This window comes from Brevundimonas sp. Soil_N_31 (assembly GCF_057655995.1).
This window is the reverse complement of sequence record NZ_JBDGLE010000005.1, coordinates 1-19,567: the sequence shown is the minus strand read 5'-3', so window position 1 is coordinate 19,567 and position 19,567 is coordinate 1. Positions and strand designations below refer to the sequence as shown.

Genomic DNA, 19,567 nt, shown 5'->3' with positions numbered 1-19,567 from the left:
CGCGGCCGGGTAAACCCCAGGCGGGTCGTTTCAACCCCCGCGCGCATCAGTCCGGCGCATTGGCGTCCAGCTCGTCCAGCCACACCCGCGCCGAGGAATCCGACGGCGCCCGCCAGTCGCCGCGCGGCGACAGCGACCCGCCCGTGACCACCTTCGGTCCGTTCGGCACGGCCGAGCGCTTGAACTGGCTGGTCTGGAAGAAGCGGATCAGGAACTTCCGCAGCCACCCCTTGATGGTCGCCAGGTCGTAGGCGACGCGCTCGCCCTGCGGCAGGCCGACCGGCCAGGCGCCCGTCGCCGCATCGCCCCAAGCCTGATGCGCCAGATAGGCGACTTTCGACGGCTTCAGGCCGAACCGGCTGATGTAGAACAGGAAGAAGTCGTTCAGCGCATAGGGGCCGACGATGCTCTGCGTCGACTGGATCGCCCCGTCGGCGCCCGCCGGGACCAGCTCGGGCGAGATCTCGGTGGCCAGAATGGCGTGCAGGATCGAAACCGCCGCCTCCCCCACCAGACCGCGCTCGGCCACCCAGCGGATCAGATGCTGGATCAGGGTCTTCGCCACCCCGCCGTTGACGTTGTAGTGGCTCATGTGGTCGCCGACGCCATAGGTGCACCAGCCCAGCGCCAGTTCCGACAGGTCGCCGGTGCCCAGCACGAAGCCGTGGTTCTGGTTGGCCAAGCGGAACAGATAGTCGGTGCGCAGGCCCGCCTGGACGTTCTCGAAGGTAATGTCGTGCACCGGCTCGCCGTCCGCGAAGGCGTGGCCGATGTCGCGCAGCATCTGTTCGGCGGCGGGGCGAATGTCGATCTCGGCCCCGGTCACCCCCAGCGCCTTCATCAGCGCCCAAGCGTTCGACTTGGTGCCGTCCGATGTGGCGAACCCCGGCATGGTGAAGGCCAGGATGCCGGTGCGCGGCAGCTCCAGCCGATCAAAGGCGCGGCAGGCGACCAGCAGGGCCTGGGTCGAATCCAGCCCGCCCGAAACGCCGATCACCAGCGTCTTCGCCCCCGTCGCCGTCATCCGCCGCATCAGGCCCTGGACCTGGATGTTGAAGGCCTCGAAGCAGTCCTGATCCAGGCGCGCGGCGTCGTCCGGCACGAAGGGGAAGCGGTCCAGCGGACGGATCAGGGCGTCGCTCGGCCCTTGCCCCGCCTCGAACGGCACCACCGTGGCGGCCTCGCCTTCAATCCGCGCGCAGTCGGCGAAGGTGCCGTTGCGCAGGCGGTCCAGACCGATGCGGTCCACGTCCACGTCGGCGATCGTCAGGTGGCTGTGCAGGGCGAAGCGCTCGCCCTCGGCCAGCCGCGCGCCCAGTTCGTGGATGGTTGCCTGACCGTCCCAGGCCAGGTCCGTGGTGCTTTCGCCCCAGCCCGAAGCGGCGAAGACATAGGCCGACAGGGTGCGCGCCGACTGGCTGGCGCACAAAAGGGCGCGCTCGTCCGCCTTGCCGATGACGATGTTGGAGGCCGACAGGTTGCACAGGATGCGCGCCCCCGCCAACGCCGCCCGCGTCGAGGGCGGCTGCGGCGCCCAGAAGTCCTCGCAGATCTCGACCGCGAAGACGAAGCCGGGGCGGTTCGTCGCCTCGAAGATCAGGCCCGGCGCGAAATCGACGCTCTCGCCATTGAGCAGGACAGCGTCCTCGCTGCGGCTGGCGGCGGGCGCGAACCAGCGCTTTTCATAATATTCGCGGTAGTTGGGCAGATAGGTCTTCGGGACCACGCCCAGCACCTCGCCTCCGCCCAGCACCACGGCGCAGTTGAACAGGGCGTCGCCGTTGCGGATCGGCGCGCCGATCACGGCGATAACGCCCGCTTCGTCCGCGACCTGCGCCAGATGCGCGATCCGGCGCTCGACCTCTTCCAGCAGGGCCGCCTGCATGTGCAGGTCGTCGATGGCGTAGGCGCTCAGCGACAGTTCGGGGAAGACCAGCAGGTCTGCGCCCCGTTCGCCCGCCTGACGGATCAGCCGTTCGTGCTCTTCAGCGTTGGCGGCCGGGTCGGCGACATGGACCACCGGCGTCGCGGCGGCGACGCGCACGAAGCCGTGGCTGCGCGGGGCGTGGAAGGAATGCGTCTTCGCCATCAAATTTCGCTCCTGCCGAACGCGCTCAGTCCAAGGGCTTCCGGCCACGCCCGCCCTCTCCGCGTCATCCCCGGCCTTGTGCCGGGGATCCATAGACTCGAGGTCGGCCGACAGCGCGCCCCCGTCAACCCCGGCGGTTATGGATTCTCGGGACAAGCCCGAGAATGACGGAAGAAAGAGGCGCAGCAAGGATCGCGCGTGACCTGAGAACCGCTCTCGGCTAAGGCTCACGTCATGAGCGATACGCCCAAAAAAGGCTGGTTCCAGCGGCTGAGCCAAGGCCTGTCCCGGTCTTCGAAACAGATGACCGATCAGGTCGTCTCGACCTTCGTGAAGGAGCCTCTGTCCGAAGAGGCGCTGGAGCGGCTGGAGGAGCATCTGATCGAGAGCGATCTCGGTCCCGCCGCCTCGGCCCGCATCGTCGAGCGGTTCCGGTCCTTACGTTTCGGCAAGACCTCCGACGAGCGCGAGGTCAAGGAGGCGCTGGCCGAGGCCGTGGCCGCCGAACTAACGCCGCGTCAGGCGACGTTCGACCCTCTGTCGGGGCCCAAGCCCTATGTCGTCCTGTTCGTCGGGGTGAACGGCTCGGGCAAGACGACGACGCTGGGCAAGATCGCCTCGGACCTGACGGCCAAGGGCGCCAAGGTGATGATCGTCGCCGGCGACACCTTCCGCGCCGCCGCCCGCGAACAGCTCAAGGTCTGGGCCGACCGCGCGGGCGCCCATTTCGAGAGCCGCCGCGACGGCGCCGACGCCGCCGGTCTGGCCTTCGACGCCTTCGCCAAGGCCAGGGAAGAAGGCTTCGACGTCGTGCTGATCGACACGGCCGGACGGCTGCAAAACAAGTCGACCCTGATGGACGAACTGCTGAAGATCGTGCGCGTGCTGAAGAAGGTAGACACGGACGCCCCGCACGAGACCCTGCTGGTGCTGGACGCCACCGTCGGCCGCAATGCGCTGGAGCAGGAAAAGATCTTCGGCCGCACGGCCTATGTCTCGGGCGTGGTGATGACCAAGCTGGACGGCACCGCGCGCGGCGGCGTCCTGGTGCCGGTGGCCCAGGCCTCGGACGCCCCGATCAAGCTGATCGGCGTCGGCGAAGGGGTCGAGGATCTGCAACCTTTCGACGCCCGCGCGTTTTCCCGATCCCTAGTCGGGCTTGAGGACTGAAGCGTATGAGTGAAGCGACCGAAACCAAGCGCCCGCAGTGGATTCGCCAGGCCGTCGACTTCGGCGCCCTGGTCGCCTTCATGGCCGCCTATTTCATCACCCGCGACATGATCAAGGCCACCTGGGTGCTGGTCATCGCCTCGATGATCGCCCTGGCCGTCGGCTTCATCCTGGAGCGGCGTCTGGCGCCCATGCCCCTGATCACCGGCGGCTTCGCCCTGGTGTTCGGCGTCCTGACCATCGTCACCGACGACGACCTGTTCGTGAAGCTGAAGTTGACGGTGCAGAACGGTCTGCTGGCCGCCGTCCTGCTGGGCTCGCTGCCGCTGAAGAAATACCCGTTCAAGGCCCTGCTGGGTTCAGCCATCAAGGTGACGGACGAGGCCTGGCGCAAGCTGACCTTCCGCTACGGCCTCTACTTCCTGGCCGTCGCCATCGCCAATGAGGTGTTCCGCAGCCCGACCGCCGTCACCGCCATCTGGTCGGCGCTGAACCTGGGAACGCCCGATCCCAACGGCGTCTGGACGGCCTTCCGCGGCGTGCTGTGGATCGCGGCCTCCATCTTCGGCCTGTCGCAGGTGCCGCTGATCCTGAAGAACATGACCAAGGACGAGGAACGCGGCCCCGTCTCCCCCGACACGGGCCTTTAAGGCCAGAAGCGCGCAGCATAGCGCGACCTTGCCGACGCCCCACCAATCGGGCCTCAAGTAGGGCGAAGCCCGATAGGCCCGCTAAACAAAGGCCTCAAGCAGCGCGAACGCGCGGTAGGCCCGCTTAAATGTCTTCAAACCGTCAGCCTTAACGTCGTCAAAGCGTTAAGCCGGGCTGTTAGCTGTTGCAGCATCATCCGGCCACGGCCGGTATCGGGCTGTTCGGGAACGAAGACGATGATCAAGTCGGGCAAGCAGGCGAAGATCAAGGGCGGGCTGGCGGAATCGCCCAGCCATCTGATGCACCGGGCGCTGCAGCTGGCGCTGGACATCTACGCAGAAGAAGCCGGGCCGGACGGCCTGACCCAGCGCCAGTTCGCCGTGCTGGAGGCCGTGGCCGCCCGCTCGGGCCTGACGCAGACGGACCTGGTCAAGGCCACCGGCATCGACCGCTCGACCCTGGCCGACCTGGTGGCGCGGATGACGACCAAGGGCCTGCTGGAGCGTGAACGCTCGACGCTGGACGCCCGCGCCAAGGCCGTTCGCCTGTCGCCCGAGGGCGAGGCTGCTCTGCTGGCCGCCCGCCCGCGCGTCGAGGCCGCCGACAAACGCATCATGGGCCTGCTGCCCAAGTCCAAGCGCGACAGTTTCCTGGACCTGCTGTGCAGCTTGTCCGACGCCGCAGACGCCGCCCCTGAACAGGCCCGCGCCGACATCAAGGCGGCGAAGAAGGCGGCCAAGGACGCCAAGAAGGCGGAAAAAGCCGCCCGCAAGGGCGACGGCAAGACCGACGGCCGCGGCAAGAAGAAGAAAAAGGGCGAACCGGTCGTGGAGCAGCCGCAGGCCGACGACGCCGCCGACGCCGTCGTGGTCCCGCTCAAGGGCGCGGCTGAAGGCTAAGCCCTTCCCTTCCCGCTCATCCCGGCGGACGCCGGGATCCAGTAAGAGCCGCGCGCTCCAAAAGGGAAAGTCGCCTAATCGGCTAAGGCGGAGGTTTGCAGCCAAAGCCCTGGATCCCGGCGTCCGCCGGGATGAGCGGGTATTGGGGCTGCGCCCTAAACCCGAATGTCGAGCAGGGAGCCGGGGCGTTGCAGGCGCGACGTCGCCGCCGCCTGTTCGACCGGCGCGGGAACCACCGCAACCGGACGCGCCGTCTCCTCGGCCGCTGCCGGCGCCGCCAGACCCATGGCCTGGCGGAAGAAGGCCGACTGGGCCGTTCTCAGGGCGTGGGCCGCACCGCCCGCCTGGGGCGGAAAGGCCGGCCGCTCGGACGAAATCGCGGACATGGGCTGAGGATGCCCGCGCTTCGTCTAGATATGGTTAATGCGCGATTCACCCTGTTTTGGGCGATCGCCTCAACGCGCCGGGGCGTTCAGGGCGTCGGTCAGCTTCTTCAGGTCCGCGTCGGTCAGGATCGGCCCCGAGGACTTGGCGACGATGGTCCCATAGGCGTCGACGGCGAAGCTCTCGGGCACGCCCGACACGCCCAGGTCCAGCCCGGCGCGCCCCTCGCGGTCGACCAGCACCAGGCGATAGGGATCGCCCAACTCTTCCAAGAAGGCGTCGGTGGCGACGGGGTCGTCCTTATAGGCCACGCCGACCACGGCGATGCCCTGCTCCTTCAGCTTCATCAGATGCGGATGCTCCAGACGACACGGCGCGCACCAGCTGGCGAACAGGTTGACGATCATCGGCTTGCCGACGCCCGCCGTCTTCAGGTCCAGCAGGTCGCTGCCGGCCTTGCCGTCGACCAGAATGGGCAGGACCGTCGTCTCCGGGATCGGCTGGCCGACCAGGGCGTCCGGCCTATAGGTCGGACCCGCGGCGGGATCGCCCGCCATCCGGTCCATCTGCGTCATCAGGAAGATCCCCAGCGCCGCCAGGACGGCGATGGGCAAAAGGGCCAGCCAGCGTTTCATTTGCGCGCGGCCTCCAGCCGGGCCAGCTCGCGCTTCCAGCGGCGGGCGGCGATCAGGGCGCGCGCCGACAGGGCGGCCAGCACCACGGCGCTGATCCCCCAGGCGGGCCAGACGAAGGCGCCGTAGGGGCTCATGTCCAGATCAAGCACGAAGCGCCTCCATCAGGCTTCCAGCGCCGCGCGGGCGCGAAGGGTCAGAACACGACGGCGCCGGATCTCGGTCCTGATCGACGTCAACCAGATCGCACCGAACAGCACGGCGTAGGCCGCCATCATCGTCAGCAGGGCGGGCAGGAAAACCGGGTCCACGCTGGTCCCCCCCGACCGCAGCAGCGACGCGGGCTGGTGCAGGGTGTTCCACCAGTCGACCGAGAACTTGACGATCGGCAGGTTGATCAGGCCGACCAGCCCCAGCACCGCCGCCGCGCGCGCCGCCTTGGCCTCATCGTCGATCGAGGCGCGCAGGGCCATGTAGCCGAGGTAGAAGAGGAACAGCACCAGCACGCTGGTCAGGCGCGCGTCCCACACCCACCACGTCCCCCACATGGGCTGGCCCCACAGGGAGCCGGTGACGAGCGCCAGGGCCGTGAAGGCCGCGCCCGGCACGGCCGCCGCCCGCGCCGCCGCATCGGCCAGCGGATGGCGGAACACCAGGGCGAAGAAGCTGGACACGCCCAGCGCGCCATAGGCCATCAGGCCCAGGCTGGCGGCCGGAACGTGGATGAACATGATGCGGACGGTGTCGCCCTGCTGATAGTCGCCCGGCGCGGCGAAGCTGAACCACGTCCCGAGCAGCAGCAGGCCGAGCGCGCAGATCCACAACACCGGAACCAGGGGGCCGGTGAAGCGCATGAAGCGGTCGGGATTGGCGAGGCCGAACATGGGCCGCCGATTACGCGGCCCAGCGCCCCACGGCAAGCGGGCGCCGCCTCCGACCCTTTGTCGCGGCTCTTCTCTTTCTTTCCGTCATCCTCGGGCTTGTCCCGAGGATCCAGCGCGGGGCGTCCCTGTCGGTGAACCGCTTTCACGCCTAGGCTGGACCAGCCTGTCGTCCCGTCTCGCCGGATCATGGGCCCTCGGGACAAGCCCGAGGGTGACGATGTTGGAGCGTCGCGGCTCTTAGAGGCTCAGGCCGTGCTGCGCCGCCAGGTCTTTCAGCCCCACCATCGGACGCGGACCCCAGTGGGCGATGGCTTCCGACGCGGCCAGCGAGCCGAGCGCCCCGGCCTCGGCCAGGGACAGGCCGCGCGACAGGCCCAACAGCACGCCCGCCGCGTACTGATCGCCGGCGCCCGTGGTATCGACGACCTTCTCGACCGGATAGGCGGCGACCTCGACCCGTTCGCCGCCGCGGAACAGCACCGAACCGGCGGCGCCGCGCGTCACGGCCGCCACCTCGACGATGCGGCCCAGGTGGGCGGCGGCGTGGTCGAAGTCCTCGGTCTTGAACAGGGCGTGCAGCTCGGCCTCATTGGCCAGGACGATGTCGGCCGAGGTCTCGATGAACTCCAGCAGCTCGGCGCGCCAGCGATGCACGACGAAGCTGTCCGACAGGGTGATGGCGACCTTGCGGCCCGCCGCATGAGCGGCGGCGGCGGCGGCCTCGAAGGCCGCGCGGGCCGGGGCCGGATCGAACAGATAGCCTTCCAGATAGACGATGGCGCTGTCGCCGATCACGCCCGCGTCGACGTCGGCCGTGGTCAGCTGGTTGGCCGCGCCCAGGAAGGTGCACATGGTGCGCTGGCCGTCCGGCGTGACGTTGATCAGGCAGCGGCCGGTGCCGAAGCCCTTGCCCGCGCCGTCTTCCAGCACGGGGGTGTCGAAGTGGACGCCGACGGCGCGGATGTCGTGGCTGAAGACCTCGCCCAGGGTGTCCTTGGCCACCTTGCCGATATAGGCGGCGCGTCCGCCGAACGAGCCGACGCCCGCCACGGTGTTGCCCGCCGAGCCGCCGGACGCCTCGACGCCCGCCGCCATGGCGTCATACAGGGTCGCGCTCTGCGCCTCGTCGACCAGCTGCATCGAGCCGGGGATCAGGCCCTTGGCCTCCAGGAAGGCCGCATCGCATGGCGCCAGGACGTCGACGATGGCGTTGCCCAGGGCGCAGACGTCGAAACGGGCGTTTTGGGCGAAGGCGGGCAGGGATTGGGTCATGTCCGCCCCATAGCGGGCGAGACGGCCGCGCGCCAGTGCGCCGGCCCTGCCCTCGTGCGAAAAGCGGCCCTTCACGCCGATGCGACGCCGGCCTAAAGCCGATGGACCTGTTGCACACGGCCCTCGCCGGGCCTTGCGGAGCCGCGCCCATGACCGACGTCGCCGTCCTGACCCCTGATCCGGCCGATCCCACCTATTCGACCCTGTGGCCCGGCGTGCTGGATCGGCTGGGCAAGGCGCTGGCGACAGCGGGGATCACGGCGCGGCCGACGCCCTGGACCGATCACGTCGAGAACGCCCGCGCCCTGATGGACTTCCCCCTGGTCCTGCCGCTGCTGGTCTGGGGCTATCATCAGGACCACGACCGCTGGATCCAGGCCTGCGCGACCTGGGCCGAGGCGGGCGCGCCCCTGGCCAATCCGGCCGCGACCCTGCGCTGGAACGCCGACAAGCGCTATCTGGCCCGCCTGGCGGAAAAGGGCGTCGCCGTGCCCGAGACGATCTTCGCCGACCACGTCGACGCTGCGGTTCTGGAAGCCGCCTTCGCCGCCACGGGGGCCGAGACCCTGATCGTCAAGCCGACTGTCTCGGGCGGCGCCTGGCGCACCCTGCGGGTGGCGGCGGGCGACGTGCTGGACGCGGCCCTGGCCGACGCCCCCGTCGGCGGCACGATGATCCAGCCCTATCTCAAGGCCATCGAGACCGAGGGCGAGACCTCCCTGCTCTATTTCGGCGGCGAGCTGAGCCACGTCGTGAACAAGCGCCCCGGCGCGGCGGGCGAGTTCCGCATCCAGACCCAGTACGGCGGCCGATACCAGGCGCTGAAGGCCGCGCCCCAAGGCGCGCTCGATCTGGCCGAACGCACCCTGGCCGCCATCGATGAAGACCTGCTCTACGCCCGCATCGACATGACGAAGGACGACGACGGCGACTGGGTGCTGATGGAGGCTGAACTGATCGAGCCGGACTTCTACCTGGCCGCCGCGCCTGAAGCCGGCGCCCGCTTCGGTCAGGCGGTGCGGGCGCGGCTGGAGCGTTAGGCCTACCCCCCCATGAAGCTGGCCCGCGACGGGCACAGGTCCGAGATCACGCACCCCGGACATTTCGGCCGCTGCGCCAGGCAGGTATAGCGGCCGTGCAGGATCAGCCAGTGGTGCGCCTTGGGCAGCCAGGCCTCGGGCACTACCTGGTGCAGCTGGACCTCCACCTTGTCGGGCGTCGCCCCATTGGCCAGGCCCAGCCGGTGCGAGACGCGGAAGACGTGGGTGTCCACCGCGATGGCCGGCTCGATCCCCAGTTCGTTCAGCACCACGCTGGCGGTCTTGCGCCCGACGCCGGGCAGAGCCTGCAGGTCGATACGGTTCAGCGGCACCTCGCCGCCGTGCTTCTCGACCAGCATCCGGGCGGCGGCGATGACGTTCTTCGCCTTGGTGCGGTAAAGGCCGATGGAGGCGATCAGGGGGATCAGCCCCTCCTCGCCCAGAGCCAGCATCTTCTGCGGCGTGTCGGCGACCGCGAACAGGGCCTTGGTCGCCTTGTTGACCCCCACGTCGGTCGCCTGAGCCGACAGGGCGACGGCCACCACCAGGGTGTAGGGATTGACGAAATCCAGCTCGGTCTTCGGATCGGGCATGACGCCTGACAGGCGGACGAAGATCTCCTCCACCCGGCCCTCATCCGGCGGCCAGCTGATAATGGCGCCGACGGGGGCCTTCTTCGGCTGGCGCGAACGCTTGCCCGGCGGCGGGGTCAGCCCGGCCTTCTGAACGGCCTTCTTCTGGCGGGAGGCGGATTTCAACGGAGCCATGTCCCCGCTTCGCCTCCCCCGCGCCCGGCGTCAATGTCGCGCGCTCGCGACGCTGCGACAAAAAATCGCAGTCGCGCCTTGTATTCTGGACTGCACCGTCCATTTTACGCGTGAAATCGAAGCGAGCTGTCTCCCCCATGGCCCTCCCCGCCCCGCTCAACAAGCGCCTGCCCCTGATCGTCGCCGGCGTCGTCGGCCTGGGCCTCGTCGTCGGCGGCGTGGTCTGGTGGCAGGGCAAGCAGCGCTGGGAAGGCACCGACAACGCCTTCGTCCAGGCCGACACCGTGGCCGTCAGCCCCCGTATCGGCGGCGAGGTGGTCGAAGTCCTGGTCAAGGACAACCAGCGCGTCGAGGCCGGTCAGGTGCTGGTCCGGCTGGACGACGCGGACGCCCGCGCCGCCCTGGCCCAGGCCCAGGCCAATCTGGCGGCCCTGACCGCCGCCGTCGCCAACGTCGACGCCCGAACCGAGCAGGAGCAGGCGACCATCGCCGCCCGCGCCGCCGCCGTGACCCAGGCCCAGGCCCAGGCGAACCTGGCCCGCGCCGAGGTCGACCGTTACGGCAAACTGGCCGATCAGGGCTGGGTGTCGCAGCAGCGCATCGAGACCCAGCGCGCCACCGCCGAGACCGCCCGCGCCTCGGTCGCCCAGGCCCAGGCCGCCCTGACCGCCGAACAGCGCACCGCCGCCGTCCTCGGCTCATCCCGCCAGCAGAGCGTGGCCGCCGTCGAACAAGCGCGCGCCCTGATCGATCAGGCGCAGCTGACGCTGGACCGCACCGTGATCCGCGCCCCGGTCGCGGGCGTCGTCGGCGCGCGCGGCGTGCGCCTCGGCCAGGTGGTGCAGGCGGGCGGCCAGCTGATGTCCGTGGTGCCGCTGCAGGACACCTACGTCGTCGCCAACTTCAAGGAGACCCAGGTCGGGCGGATGCGTCTGGGCCAAGAGGTCGAGATCAAGGCCGACGCCTTCCCCGGCCGGTCGCTGCAGGGCCGTATCGACAGCTTCGCCCCGGCCACCGGCTCGGAATTCGCCCTGATCCCGGTCGAGAACGCCACCGGCAACTTCACCAAGATCACCCAGCGCGTTCCTGTCCGCATCGTCGTCCAGCGCGACGCCTCGGGCCAGCCGATCGTCCTGCGGCCCGGCCTGTCGGTCGAGGTCAAGGTCGACCTGAAGAGCCAGGGCGGGCCTGCCTTCGCCGAAGCCCACATGGGCGAGACGGCGCTGGCCCAGGCCGCCGACCCGAGCTCCGCCCGGTGACGGACGCCGCCGCGTCTTCGGCTCAGGCGGCCCCCGCCGATCAGCCCGAGATCAACTGGACCGTCCTGCTGCTCGGCTTCGCCGGCATGGTCATCGGCCAGTTCATGGCCATTCTGGACATCCAGATCGTCGCCGCCTCCCTGCCGCAGATCCAGGCCGGGGTCGGCGCCTCCGCCGACGAGATCAGCTGGATCCAGACCGCCTATCTGATCCCCGAGGTCGTGATGATCCCCCTGTCGGGATACCTGTCGCGGCTGTGGGGCACGCAGAAAGTGTTTCTGGCCTCCTGTCTCGGCTTCCTGGTGATGAGCGTGGCCGTGGGCCTGTCGTCGTCAATCGAGATGATGATCGTCTTCCGCGCGCTTCAGGGCTTCGTCGGCGGGGCCATGATCCCGACCGTCTTCGCCGTGGCCTTCACCGCCTTCCCGCCCGAGAAACGGGTGACGGCCAGCGTCATCATGGGCCTGATCGTGACCCTGGCCCCCACCGTCGGCCCGACCCTGGGCGGGCATCTGACGGAATGGCTCAGCTGGCGTTGGCTGTTCTTCATCAATGTCTTTCCCGGCGCGATCGTCCTGTTTCTGGTCGGGCGCTACGCCCATTTCGACAAGGGCGATCCCAGCCTGTCCAAGGGCTTCGACTGGCTGGGCCTGATGCTGATGGCCGCCTTCCTGATGAGCCTGCAATTCGTGCTGGAGGAAGGCGCCAAGGAGGATTGGTTCGCCGACGACATGATCCTGCTGCTCAGCGTCGTCGCCGCCGTCTGCGGTCCAGCCTTCGTCTGGCGCTCGCTCAGCTACCGCAATCCGATCGTCGAGCTGCGCGCCTTCGGCAACCGCAACTTCGTGGTCGGGGTGCTGATGACCTTCATCGTGGGCGCGGCCCTGTTCGGCGGCACCTTCCTGCTGCCGCTGTTCCTCGGGCGGGTGCGCGACTATTCGGCGGCCGAGGTCGGCACGACCATGATCGTCTCAGGCCTGGCCATGTTCGCCACCGGCCCTATCGCCGGACGGCTGGTGCGCAAGGTCGACGCCCGCATCCTGATGTTCCTCGGCTTCATGATGGCCGCCTGGGGCATGTGGGACGCCCGCATCGTGACGGATCAGTGGGGCTTCTGGGAGTTCGCCGGGGTCCAGGCCATGCGCGGCGCCGGGGTCATGATCGCCATGATCGCCTCGCAGCAGGTGACGATGGCCACCCTGCCGCCGCACATGGTCAAGAACGCCTCGGGCCTGGTGAACCTGTCGCGCAACGTCGGCGGGGCCTTCGGCTTGGCCATCCTCAACACCTCCCTGACCCAGAACACCGCCCTGCACATGGCCGAGCTGACCAGCGCCATCGACCAGACCCATCAGGGGGTGCGCGACATGATGGCGGGCATGGCCGTGCGCTTCGCCGGCTCCATCGACCCCCAGGCCTCGGCGATGAAGGCGATCTACGGCCTGTTGCAGAAACAGGCGACGACCCTGGCCTTCGGCGACGCCTTCGCCCTATTGGCCATCGGCTGCGCCTGCGCCGGTTTCCTGACCCTGCTGTCGAAGCCGGCCAAGCCCAATCCCTCCGCCGCTCCTTCGGACGCCCACTGATGCCTCGCGCCCTCGGCCAGATCGACGAACACAAAAGCCGCGCCATTCTGGAAGCCGCTTCGGCCTTGTTCGTCGAAAAAGGCGCAAAGACCTCGATGACCGAGATCGCCCGTCGCGCCGGCGTCTCGAAACAAACGCTCTACAACCGCTTCCCGACCAAAACCGACATCGGCCGCGCCCTGGCGGCCCAGCGTTCGGACGCCGTAACCGCCCCCCTGACCTCGGGCGCCGGCCCCGAGGAGGTGCTGGCCGCCATCGCCGAGACCCTGATCGGTAAGGTCTGCCAGGGCGGCAAGGGCGCCTCCCTACGCGGCGTGGCCCTGGTCTCGCCCGAGGCGCCGGAACTGGCGCGCGCCATCTACGACGCAGGGCCCGGCGAAAGCGTGCGCCGCATCGCGGCCTGGCTGGAAGCACAAGACGAGGCCGGACGCCTGACCGTTCCAGACGCCCGCGCCGCGGCGGAAATGTTCACCGGCATGGCCCTGGGGCACGGTCACTTGCGGTCCGTGCTGGGCCTGCCGCACCCGGACATTGCCGATCTGCCGGCCCGCGCCCGCGAGGTCGCCCATCGCTTCGTGCGCGCGTTCGCGCCGCAATAGGCGTTCGCGCCCAAGTTGGCCCTGAAGGCGGATCAGCGTAAAGCCGCCCTCAGTCCCCTCACCTCCCGCCCGTCGGAGTCCTTCCCATGCTGATCCACCTGTCGTCCTGGCCCGAGATCGACGAGCGCCTGAAGTCCGGCGCCCTTCTGTCCAAGACGGTGATCGTGCCGATCGGCTCGAACGAACAGCACGGGCCGACCGGTCTTTTGGGCACCGACTGGCTGTGCCCCGAGATCATCGCCCACGCCGCCGAAAAGGGCGACGACAGCCTGGTGATCACGCCGACCTTCAACATCGGCATGGCCCAGCACCACCTGGCGTTCCCCGGCACCATCACCCTGCGCCCGTCGACCTTCATGGCGGCGATCGCCGACTGGGTGTCGTCGCTGACGCGCCACGGCTTCGAGCGCATCTATTTCCTGAACGGGCACGGCGGCAACGTCGCCACCATCGAGGCCGCCTTCGCCGAGATCTACGCCGACTGGTCCTTCACGCCCGAGCCCTGGGCCGAGCGCCCGCCCTTCGTGCTCAAGCTGCGCAACTGGTGGGATCTGCCCGGCGTGCAGAAGCTGTGCGAGGACATCTTCCCGACCGGCCACGGCAGCCACGCCACCCCGTCCGAGATCGCCGTGACCCAGGCCGGCTATCCCGACCGGATCAAGAGCGCCGACTATGAGCCGAAGATCGCCCCCTTCGGCCCGATCCGCGACGCCAACGACTATCGCGCCCGCTTCCCCGACGGCCGCATCGGTTCGGACCCGGCCCAGGCGACCCCGGAAAAGGGCCAGCGCATCATCGACGCCGCCGTTCCGGCCCTGATCCGCGACCTGACCGACTTCGCGCAAGAAGTCTTGCCGGTCGCCTGAAACCAGCCCAGGGTCGTTGCCCATGACCGGCAAAGCTAGCCCCATGCAGAAGACGGCCCGCAACGCCCTGCGCAACGCCCAGGCCGGTCAGGAACTGGCCCAGGCCTCGGCCGCCGTCATCACGCGGCGGTTCGAGATCATGGGCGAGGCCCTGGCCGACCCCCTGCGCGCCGACCACGCTGAACTCAGCCGCATGGGCGTGGAGAAGGTCGAGGCCATGACGGCCTCGGCCGGGGCCGCCTATACCGGCGCGCTGGACCTAGCCGAGCGAGCCGGGCGTCTGGCCGCGCGCGAGGGGGCCGAGGCCGCCGACTGCCTGGCCAAGCTGGCCCGCGCCGACACGCCGATGGCTTTCGCCGCCGCCCAGACCGACTGGGCCCTGGGCGCCTGGAGCCGGGCGCTGAACGACGGCTGGTCCTTCTACGGCGCGGCGCTGAAGGCGCAGGCTAAGACCATGGCCCCCGTCCACGCCAAGGCCACGGCCAATGCGCGGCGCCTGAAGCGCTGACCTCGCGCGGGCGTGATGGAACGCCCGACGCCCGCTCCGGATTGCCTTTGCATCACTGTGAAGGAGACGGCGATGGCCGAGAAAGACCCCAAAACCCCTTATCCCGGCATGATGGGCGACGGCACCGAGGAGCAGAACCTCAACCAGCCCGGCGATCCCTCCAAGCGGATCACCGAGGAAGAGGTCGATGAAGCCTTCACCAAGGATCCCAAGCTGGTGCCGAAGGAATAGGCGGGACGCGGCTTCCGGCCGCCCCTTTCCCCCGCCGTCATCCTCGGGCTTGACCCGAGGATTCAGAGGCAGCGCGCGACGGGCATCCGTTTGACGCGCCTTCGCCGCCGCTCCAAATACAGCAGAGCCGAAAGCTGGATCCTCGGGTCACGCCCGAGGATGATGGTAAGTTGGGGCTATTAAAGCCTCACGCCGTGCGGATGACTCCACCGCTCGCCTCGACCGGCCACGGGGTCAGCTTGCCGCCCGCGCAGGGCCCCGCGACGCAGGCGCCCGACAGCGGCTCGAACGCCGCCCCGTGCCAACCGCACAGGATCAGCGACCCGTCCGGCGTCAGATAGCGGTCCAGCTCCACCGCTATGGGAAAGCCCGCGTGCGGGCAGCGATCCACCCAGCCCGCGACCTGACCGTCCTTCTTCACCACGAAGCCGTGGAAGAAGGCCTCGCCGATCTGCAGCACGAAGCCGCGCGAGCCGGGATCATTGATGTCCGCCTCCAGACACAGGGCCACGTTCGGCGGCGTCTTCCAGACCCGCTTGCGCTCCTGCGTCTCGGCCGCCGGATCCTCTTGCGCCACTATTCGCGCTCGGGCTTCAGCGGGCGGCTCATCAGGCTCTCGATCGCCTGATCCACCGTCAGTTCGCCCGCCAGCACCGCCGCCGTCGCCTCGCAGATCGGCGTATCGACGCCCAGCTTGCGGGTCAGTTCGCGCACGGCGGGCGCGCTCTCATAACCCTCGGCCACCGACCGCTTGCCCTCCAGCGCCTGTTCGACGCTGAGGCCCTGTCCCAGCGCCAGGCCCAGACTCATGTTGCGCGACTGCGGGCTGGAACAGGTCAGCACCAGATCGCCCACGCCGCACAACCCCGCCACCGTCTCGGCCTTGCCGCCCAGGGCCGTGGCCACGCGGACGATCTCGGCATAGCCGCGGGTGATGACGGCCGCATGGGCGCTGCGGCCCAGTTCGCGGCCCTCGACGATGCCGCAGGCGATGGCCAGCACGTTCTTCAGCGCCCCGCCCGTCTCGGCCCCGATCAGGTCGTCGGCGTAATAGGGCCGAAAGACCGGCCCCGACAGGGCGCCCGCCAGCGCCTCGGCCATGGCCGCATCGGCGCAGGCCAGGGTCACGGCGCTGGGCAGACCCCGCGCCACCTCGGCGGCGAAGCTCGGCCCCGACAGCACGGCGGCCGTGGCCGAGGGAATCGTCTCGGCCAGCACGTCGGTCATCAGCTTCAGCGAGCCGCGCTCAATGCCCTTGGAGCACAGGATGATGGGCAGGCCCGGCCGGGCGTAGGGCGCAAAGGCCGTCAGCGTCGCCCGCATGTGCTGGGCGGGCGGCACGGCCAAAATCAGATCGCAGTCCGCCAGATCCGCCAGATCCGACGTCACGTTGATGGCCGAATCCAGCTCGACCCCCGGCAGGAAGGCTTCGTTGACCCGCCGCGCGCGGATGCTCTCGATCACCTCGGGCTCGCGCGCCTGCAGGATGACGGCCAGACCCGCCGCCGCCGCGCTCTGCGCCAGGGCCGTGCCCCAGGCGCCGCCGCCAATTACGCCTGCCGTATGAAATTCCATGTCTTCTCCGGTCCCCCGACCCCCGCCGAGAGCCATGCCGCTTTAAGCCTTGGCGCCCTTGCGGCCCGTTTTCTTGTGCACAGGATCAACGCTCGCGCGCGTCTCGTCCAGAGGCCATCGCGGCCGGGCCGCGACATCGATGTCCGACGTCAGCCCTTTTTCCAGCCGCTCCGCCCCCGCCAGGGCGATCATCGCCGCATTGTCGGTGCAATAAGCCATCGGCGGCGCCAGGAAGGCGAAGCCGTGCTTGGTCGCCAGATCCTCCAGCGTCCGCCGGATCGTCTTGTTCGCCGCCACGCCGCCCGCCACGACAAAGAGGCGATGTTCATGCGCCTCGGCGTAAGCCTTCATCGCCCGCTCGGAGCGTTCGGCCAGTTGGCGCGCGATCGCCTTCTGCACCGCATCGGCCAGATCCGCCCGGTCCTGCTCCGTCTCGCAGGTCTGGGCCAGGCGCGACGCCGCCGTCTTCAGTCCCGAGAAGGAGAAGTCGCAGTCCTTGCGCCCCAGCAGGGCGCGCGGCAGCTCGAACCGAGACCCGTCGCCTGACGCCGCCAGCCTCTCCAGCGCCGGTCCGCCCGGATAGCCCAGCCCCATGGCCTTGGCGATCTTGTCGAAGGCCTCGCCCGCCGCGTCGTCGATCGTCGTGCCCAGACGGCTCATGTCGCCGATGCCGCGCACCTCCAGCAGCTGGCAATGCCCGCCCGACACCAGCAGCAGCAGGAAGGGATAGGTCGTCTCCGCCCCCAGCCGCGCCGACACCGCATGGCCTTCCAGATGGTTGACCGCGATCAGCGGCAAGCCCCGCGCCAGCGCCGCCGCCTTGCCGTAGCTCAGGCCCACCATGACCCCGCCGACCAGCCCCGGCCCCGCCGTCGCCGCCACGCCGTCCAGCGCGCTCCAGTCCAGCCCGGCCTCGCTCATGGCCCGGCGCGTCACGCCGTCGATCATCTCCACATGGCTGCGGGCGGCGATTTCCGGCACCACCCCGCCATAGGCCGCATGGTCGTCGATCTGGCTGTGGATGACGCTGGACAGCACCTGCGCGCCCGACGCCGACAGCCGCACCACCGAGGCGGCGGTCTCGTCGCAGCTGGTCTCCAGGCCCAGCACGGTCAAACCGTCCGACCCGCGTTCGGTTGCCCCGTCCGTCGCCCTGCTATAGTCCGCGTCCATCTTCATTCGGCGGAGTTAGCGACCCGCCCCCCCTTTCGCAACGGCGTCTCGACGTGACTCAACCTCTCCTGCGCATCGGCACCCGACGTTCGCGCCTGGCCCTGGCCCAGTCCGGCATGATGCAGCGCGCCATCGGCCGCGCCCTCGGCGTGCCCGAGGCCGAGATCGAAACCCTGGTTCCTCTGGTCGAGATCGTCACCACCGGCGACCGCATCCAGGACCGCCGCCTACTCGAAATCGGCGGCAAGGCCCTGTTCACCAAGGAGATCGAGGAGGCCCTGCTGGACAGCCGCGTCGACGTCGCCGTCCACTCGATGAAGGACGTCCCCGCCGAACAGCCGCCGGGCCTCGCCATCGCCGCCGTGCCCGAGCGCGAAGACCCCCGCGACGCCTTCATCAGCGACCATTACGCCACCTTCGCCGACCTGCCGCAGGGCGCCCGTTTCGGCACCGCCTCCCTGCGTCGTCAGGCCCAGGCCCTGGCCCTGCGTCCCGACCTGAACATCGAGATGCTGCGCGGCAACGTCGACACCCGGCTGAAGCGGCTGCGCGACGGCGATTTCGACGCCATCCTGCTGGCCTGTTCGGGCCTCAACCGCCTCGGCCTCGGCGACGTCATCCGCCAGCGCCTGCCGCTGGACGCCTTCCTGCCTGCGCCGGGCCAGGGCGCCCTGGCGCTGCAGACGCGTGAAGGCGACGTCGACGCCGCCTGGACCCGCGCCCTGAACCACGCCCCCACCGCCCTGGCCGTCGCCGCCGAGCGCGGGGCCATGGCGGCGCTGGAAGGCTCCTGCCGCACCGCCATCGGCGCCTACGCCCACATCGCAGACGGCCGCCTGCGCCTCAGCACCGAAATGCTCAGCCCCGACGGGTCGGGCCGCTGGACCCGTTCAGGCGACATCGCCGCAGACGTCGATCACGCCGCCGCCCGCGCCCTGGGCCTCGACCTCGGCGGTCAGATTCAGGCCGTCGCCGGCGACCAGAAGATCGCGCTCTAGGGCCATGACGCCGATCCGCCGCGTCTGGGTCACGCGCGCCGAACCGGGCGCCGCCCGCACGGCGGACCGATTGACGGCGCTGGGCTTCACCCCCATCGTCGCGCCCCTGCTGACGCTGGCGCCCCTGCCCGGCGCCCTCGACGCCGCCCCTTCGCCCGACGCCGTCGCCGTCCTCGCCCTGACCAGCCCCAACGGCGTCGAGGCCTTCGCCCCCCTGATCCCGCGCTTTCGCCATCACCCCGTCTTCGCCGTCGGCGACGCCACGGCCGAAGCCGCCCGCGCGGCAGGCTTCGCCGACGTGCGCTCAGCCTCCGGCGACATCCACGCCCTGGCCCGCCTGATCGCCGCCGAAGCCCCGCCCGGTCCCCTGCTGGCCCCGGGCGCGCGCGAACCGGCCGGCGACCTGCCGGCCCTTCTGTCAGACCGCCCGGTCCAGCGCCTGCCCGTCTACGCCGCCTTCGAGACCCACGCGCCCGCGCCCGAGCTGTTCGACGCGGTCATGCTCCACTCCCCCCGCGCCGCCCGCGCGCTGGCCTCCGACCTGCCTCGCGCCGCCTCATCCGGCCGCGTCGCCGTCTGCATCTCCGAAGCCGCCGCCACGCCCCTGCATCCGTTCGATTTCGCCGAAATCCGCATCGCCTCCACCCCGGATGAACCGGGGATGCTATCGGCTCTTGGCAAGCCCGCCGCTCCCGTATAAAGAGCCCTCCTCGCTCGCTCGCGCCTCCATGCGCGAACGACGCCGGGGCCGCTTTAGCTCAGCTGGTAGAGCACCTCATTCGTAATGAGGGGGTCGCGTGTTCGAGTCACGCAAGCGGCACCACCTTTCCAGAGCAGCGCTAGCTTTGACGCCCGGCCGGGATAAGCCGGAAGGCGCTTCCGCGTGGGAGTTGCGTGGGTTTCCAGTTGACGTGCCCCCCTCTGGTCCCTTGATCATTGTGAGAGCCCAGGGGGTTGATAGCCGATCTGCGTCGCCGGCGGGAG

22 protein-coding genes and 1 tRNA gene are annotated in these 19,567 nt (G+C 69.7%); 13 read left to right on the top strand and 10 right to left on the bottom strand.

The window, feature by feature from the left end; all coding sequences use genetic code 11:
- Window positions 1–46: 46 nt before the first annotated feature.
- Window positions 47–2,089, bottom strand: a complete 2,043-nt coding sequence (locus AC3A3G_RS09460; RefSeq protein ID WP_487488053.1) for an NAD(+) synthase — start codon at window positions 2,087–2,089, stop codon at window positions 47–49.
- Between the two features lie 234 nt (window positions 2,090–2,323).
- On the opposite strand from AC3A3G_RS09460, the gene ftsY reads away from it, so the two are divergent.
- The 3 genes from ftsY to AC3A3G_RS09445 all read left to right on the top strand — a co-directional run bounded on the left by ftsY (window position 2,324) and on the right by AC3A3G_RS09445 (window position 4,809).
- The gene (ftsY, locus tag AC3A3G_RS09455) at window positions 2,324–3,259 is read left to right on the top strand and encodes a signal recognition particle-docking protein FtsY (protein ID WP_200216546.1); all 936 of its coding nucleotides are present in this window, start codon (window positions 2,324–2,326) and stop codon (window positions 3,257–3,259) included.
- A gap of 5 nt (window positions 3,260–3,264) precedes the next feature.
- Window positions 3,265–3,909 carry an inner membrane-spanning protein YciB gene (locus AC3A3G_RS09450; protein WP_200168685.1) on the top strand — a complete coding sequence of 215 codons (645 nt, stop codon included), beginning with the start codon at window positions 3,265–3,267 and terminating at the stop codon, window positions 3,907–3,909.
- Window positions 3,910–4,146: 237 nt separating this feature from the next.
- Window positions 4,147–4,809: a MarR family winged helix-turn-helix transcriptional regulator gene (locus AC3A3G_RS09445; protein ID WP_200216547.1), complete on the top strand. Its 663-nt coding sequence runs from the start codon at window positions 4,147–4,149 to the stop codon at window positions 4,807–4,809.
- Between the two features lie 155 nt (window positions 4,810–4,964).
- Here the strand turns inward: AC3A3G_RS09445 and AC3A3G_RS09440 are convergent, their stop codons facing one another.
- The 5 genes from AC3A3G_RS09440 to AC3A3G_RS09420 form a co-directional block, all read right to left on the bottom strand.
- Complete coding sequence (locus AC3A3G_RS09440; RefSeq protein WP_200216549.1) at window positions 4,965–5,195, bottom strand: hypothetical protein; 231 nt, start codon at window positions 5,193–5,195, stop codon at window positions 4,965–4,967.
- 69 nt (window positions 5,196–5,264) lie between these two features.
- Window positions 5,265–5,828, bottom strand: coding sequence for a DsbE family thiol:disulfide interchange protein (locus AC3A3G_RS09435; protein WP_200216551.1), 564 nt, complete (start codon window positions 5,826–5,828; stop codon window positions 5,265–5,267).
- On the bottom strand, window positions 5,825–5,977 hold the full coding sequence (gene ccmD, locus AC3A3G_RS09430; RefSeq protein WP_003166605.1) for a heme exporter protein CcmD: 153 nt from the start codon (window positions 5,975–5,977) through the stop codon (window positions 5,825–5,827). Before ccmD ends, AC3A3G_RS09435 begins: the two co-directional genes overlap by 4 nt.
- A 12-nt stretch (window positions 5,978–5,989) precedes the next feature.
- Window positions 5,990–6,709, bottom strand: a complete 720-nt coding sequence (ccmC, locus tag AC3A3G_RS09425) for a heme ABC transporter permease CcmC (RefSeq protein WP_200216556.1) — start codon at window positions 6,707–6,709, stop codon at window positions 5,990–5,992.
- A gap of 237 nt (window positions 6,710–6,946) precedes the next feature.
- Window positions 6,947–7,981: an adenosine kinase gene (locus AC3A3G_RS09420; RefSeq protein WP_487488052.1), complete on the bottom strand. Its 1,035-nt coding sequence runs from the start codon at window positions 7,979–7,981 to the stop codon at window positions 6,947–6,949.
- A gap of 149 nt (window positions 7,982–8,130) precedes the next feature.
- On the opposite strand from AC3A3G_RS09420, the gene AC3A3G_RS09415 reads away from it, so the two are divergent.
- Window positions 8,131–9,021: an ATP-grasp domain-containing protein gene (locus AC3A3G_RS09415; protein ID WP_487488051.1), complete on the top strand. Its 891-nt coding sequence runs from the start codon at window positions 8,131–8,133 to the stop codon at window positions 9,019–9,021.
- A 2-nt stretch (window positions 9,022–9,023) separates the two neighbouring features.
- Here the strand turns inward: AC3A3G_RS09415 and nth are convergent, their stop codons facing one another.
- Window positions 9,024–9,788: an endonuclease III gene (nth, locus tag AC3A3G_RS09410; protein WP_487488050.1), complete on the bottom strand. Its 765-nt coding sequence runs from the start codon at window positions 9,786–9,788 to the stop codon at window positions 9,024–9,026.
- A 137-nt stretch (window positions 9,789–9,925) separates the two neighbouring features.
- Here nth and AC3A3G_RS09405 point away from each other — a divergent pair, with 137 nt between their 5' ends.
- The 6 genes from AC3A3G_RS09405 (at window position 9,926) to AC3A3G_RS09380 (ending at window position 14,837) form a co-directional block, all read left to right on the top strand.
- Entirely contained in the window at window positions 9,926–11,047 is a 1,122-nt protein-coding gene (locus tag AC3A3G_RS09405; RefSeq protein ID WP_487488049.1) for an HlyD family secretion protein, read from the top strand.
- The gene (locus AC3A3G_RS09400; protein WP_487488048.1) at window positions 11,044–12,633 is read left to right on the top strand and encodes a DHA2 family efflux MFS transporter permease subunit; all 1,590 of its coding nucleotides are present in this window, start codon (window positions 11,044–11,046) and stop codon (window positions 12,631–12,633) included. Before AC3A3G_RS09405 ends, AC3A3G_RS09400 begins: the two co-directional genes overlap by 4 nt.
- Entirely contained in the window at window positions 12,633–13,232 is a 600-nt protein-coding gene (locus tag AC3A3G_RS09395; protein WP_125899600.1) for a TetR/AcrR family transcriptional regulator, read from the top strand. Before AC3A3G_RS09400 ends, AC3A3G_RS09395 begins: the two co-directional genes overlap by 1 nt.
- Window positions 13,233–13,318: 86 nt before the next feature.
- Window positions 13,319–14,098, top strand: a complete 780-nt coding sequence (locus AC3A3G_RS09390) for a creatininase family protein (protein WP_368923029.1) — start codon at window positions 13,319–13,321, stop codon at window positions 14,096–14,098.
- Between the two features lie 22 nt (window positions 14,099–14,120).
- A complete protein-coding gene (locus AC3A3G_RS09385) occupies window positions 14,121–14,606 on the top strand; it encodes a phasin family protein (protein ID WP_234288043.1) in 486 nt (161 codons plus the stop codon).
- Window positions 14,607–14,678: 72 nt separating this feature from the next.
- Complete coding sequence (locus AC3A3G_RS09380) at window positions 14,679–14,837, top strand: hypothetical protein (RefSeq protein WP_200168678.1); 159 nt, start codon at window positions 14,679–14,681, stop codon at window positions 14,835–14,837.
- A 187-nt stretch (window positions 14,838–15,024) separates the two neighbouring features.
- On the opposite strand, the gene AC3A3G_RS09375 is transcribed toward AC3A3G_RS09380, so the two are convergent.
- From AC3A3G_RS09375 to tsaD, 3 genes are read right to left on the bottom strand one after another with little or no spacing between them, the layout of a single operon-like run.
- Window positions 15,025–15,414: a Rieske (2Fe-2S) protein gene (locus tag AC3A3G_RS09375; RefSeq protein WP_487488047.1), complete on the bottom strand. Its 390-nt coding sequence runs from the start codon at window positions 15,412–15,414 to the stop codon at window positions 15,025–15,027.
- A complete protein-coding gene (locus AC3A3G_RS09370; protein ID WP_200168676.1) occupies window positions 15,414–16,412 on the bottom strand; it encodes an NAD(P)H-dependent glycerol-3-phosphate dehydrogenase in 999 nt (332 codons plus the stop codon). Before AC3A3G_RS09370 ends, AC3A3G_RS09375 begins: the two co-directional genes overlap by 1 nt.
- Window positions 16,413–16,454: 42 nt before the next feature.
- Window positions 16,455–17,585, bottom strand: a complete 1,131-nt coding sequence (gene tsaD / locus AC3A3G_RS09365) for a tRNA (adenosine(37)-N6)-threonylcarbamoyltransferase complex transferase subunit TsaD (RefSeq protein ID WP_487488046.1) — start codon at window positions 17,583–17,585, stop codon at window positions 16,455–16,457.
- Between the two features lie 53 nt (window positions 17,586–17,638).
- Here tsaD and hemC point away from each other — a divergent pair, with 53 nt between their 5' ends.
- From hemC to AC3A3G_RS09350, 3 genes are all read left to right on the top strand, one after another.
- A complete protein-coding gene (gene hemC, locus AC3A3G_RS09360) occupies window positions 17,639–18,583 on the top strand; it encodes a hydroxymethylbilane synthase (RefSeq protein WP_487488045.1) in 945 nt (314 codons plus the stop codon).
- Between the two features lie 4 nt (window positions 18,584–18,587).
- Window positions 18,588–19,283, top strand: a complete 696-nt coding sequence (locus AC3A3G_RS09355) for a uroporphyrinogen-III synthase (protein WP_368923040.1) — start codon at window positions 18,588–18,590, stop codon at window positions 19,281–19,283.
- 47 nt (window positions 19,284–19,330) lie between these two features.
- Window positions 19,331–19,406, top strand: a tRNA-Thr gene (locus AC3A3G_RS09350).
- The last annotated feature ends 161 nt before the right edge of the window (window positions 19,407–19,567 follow it).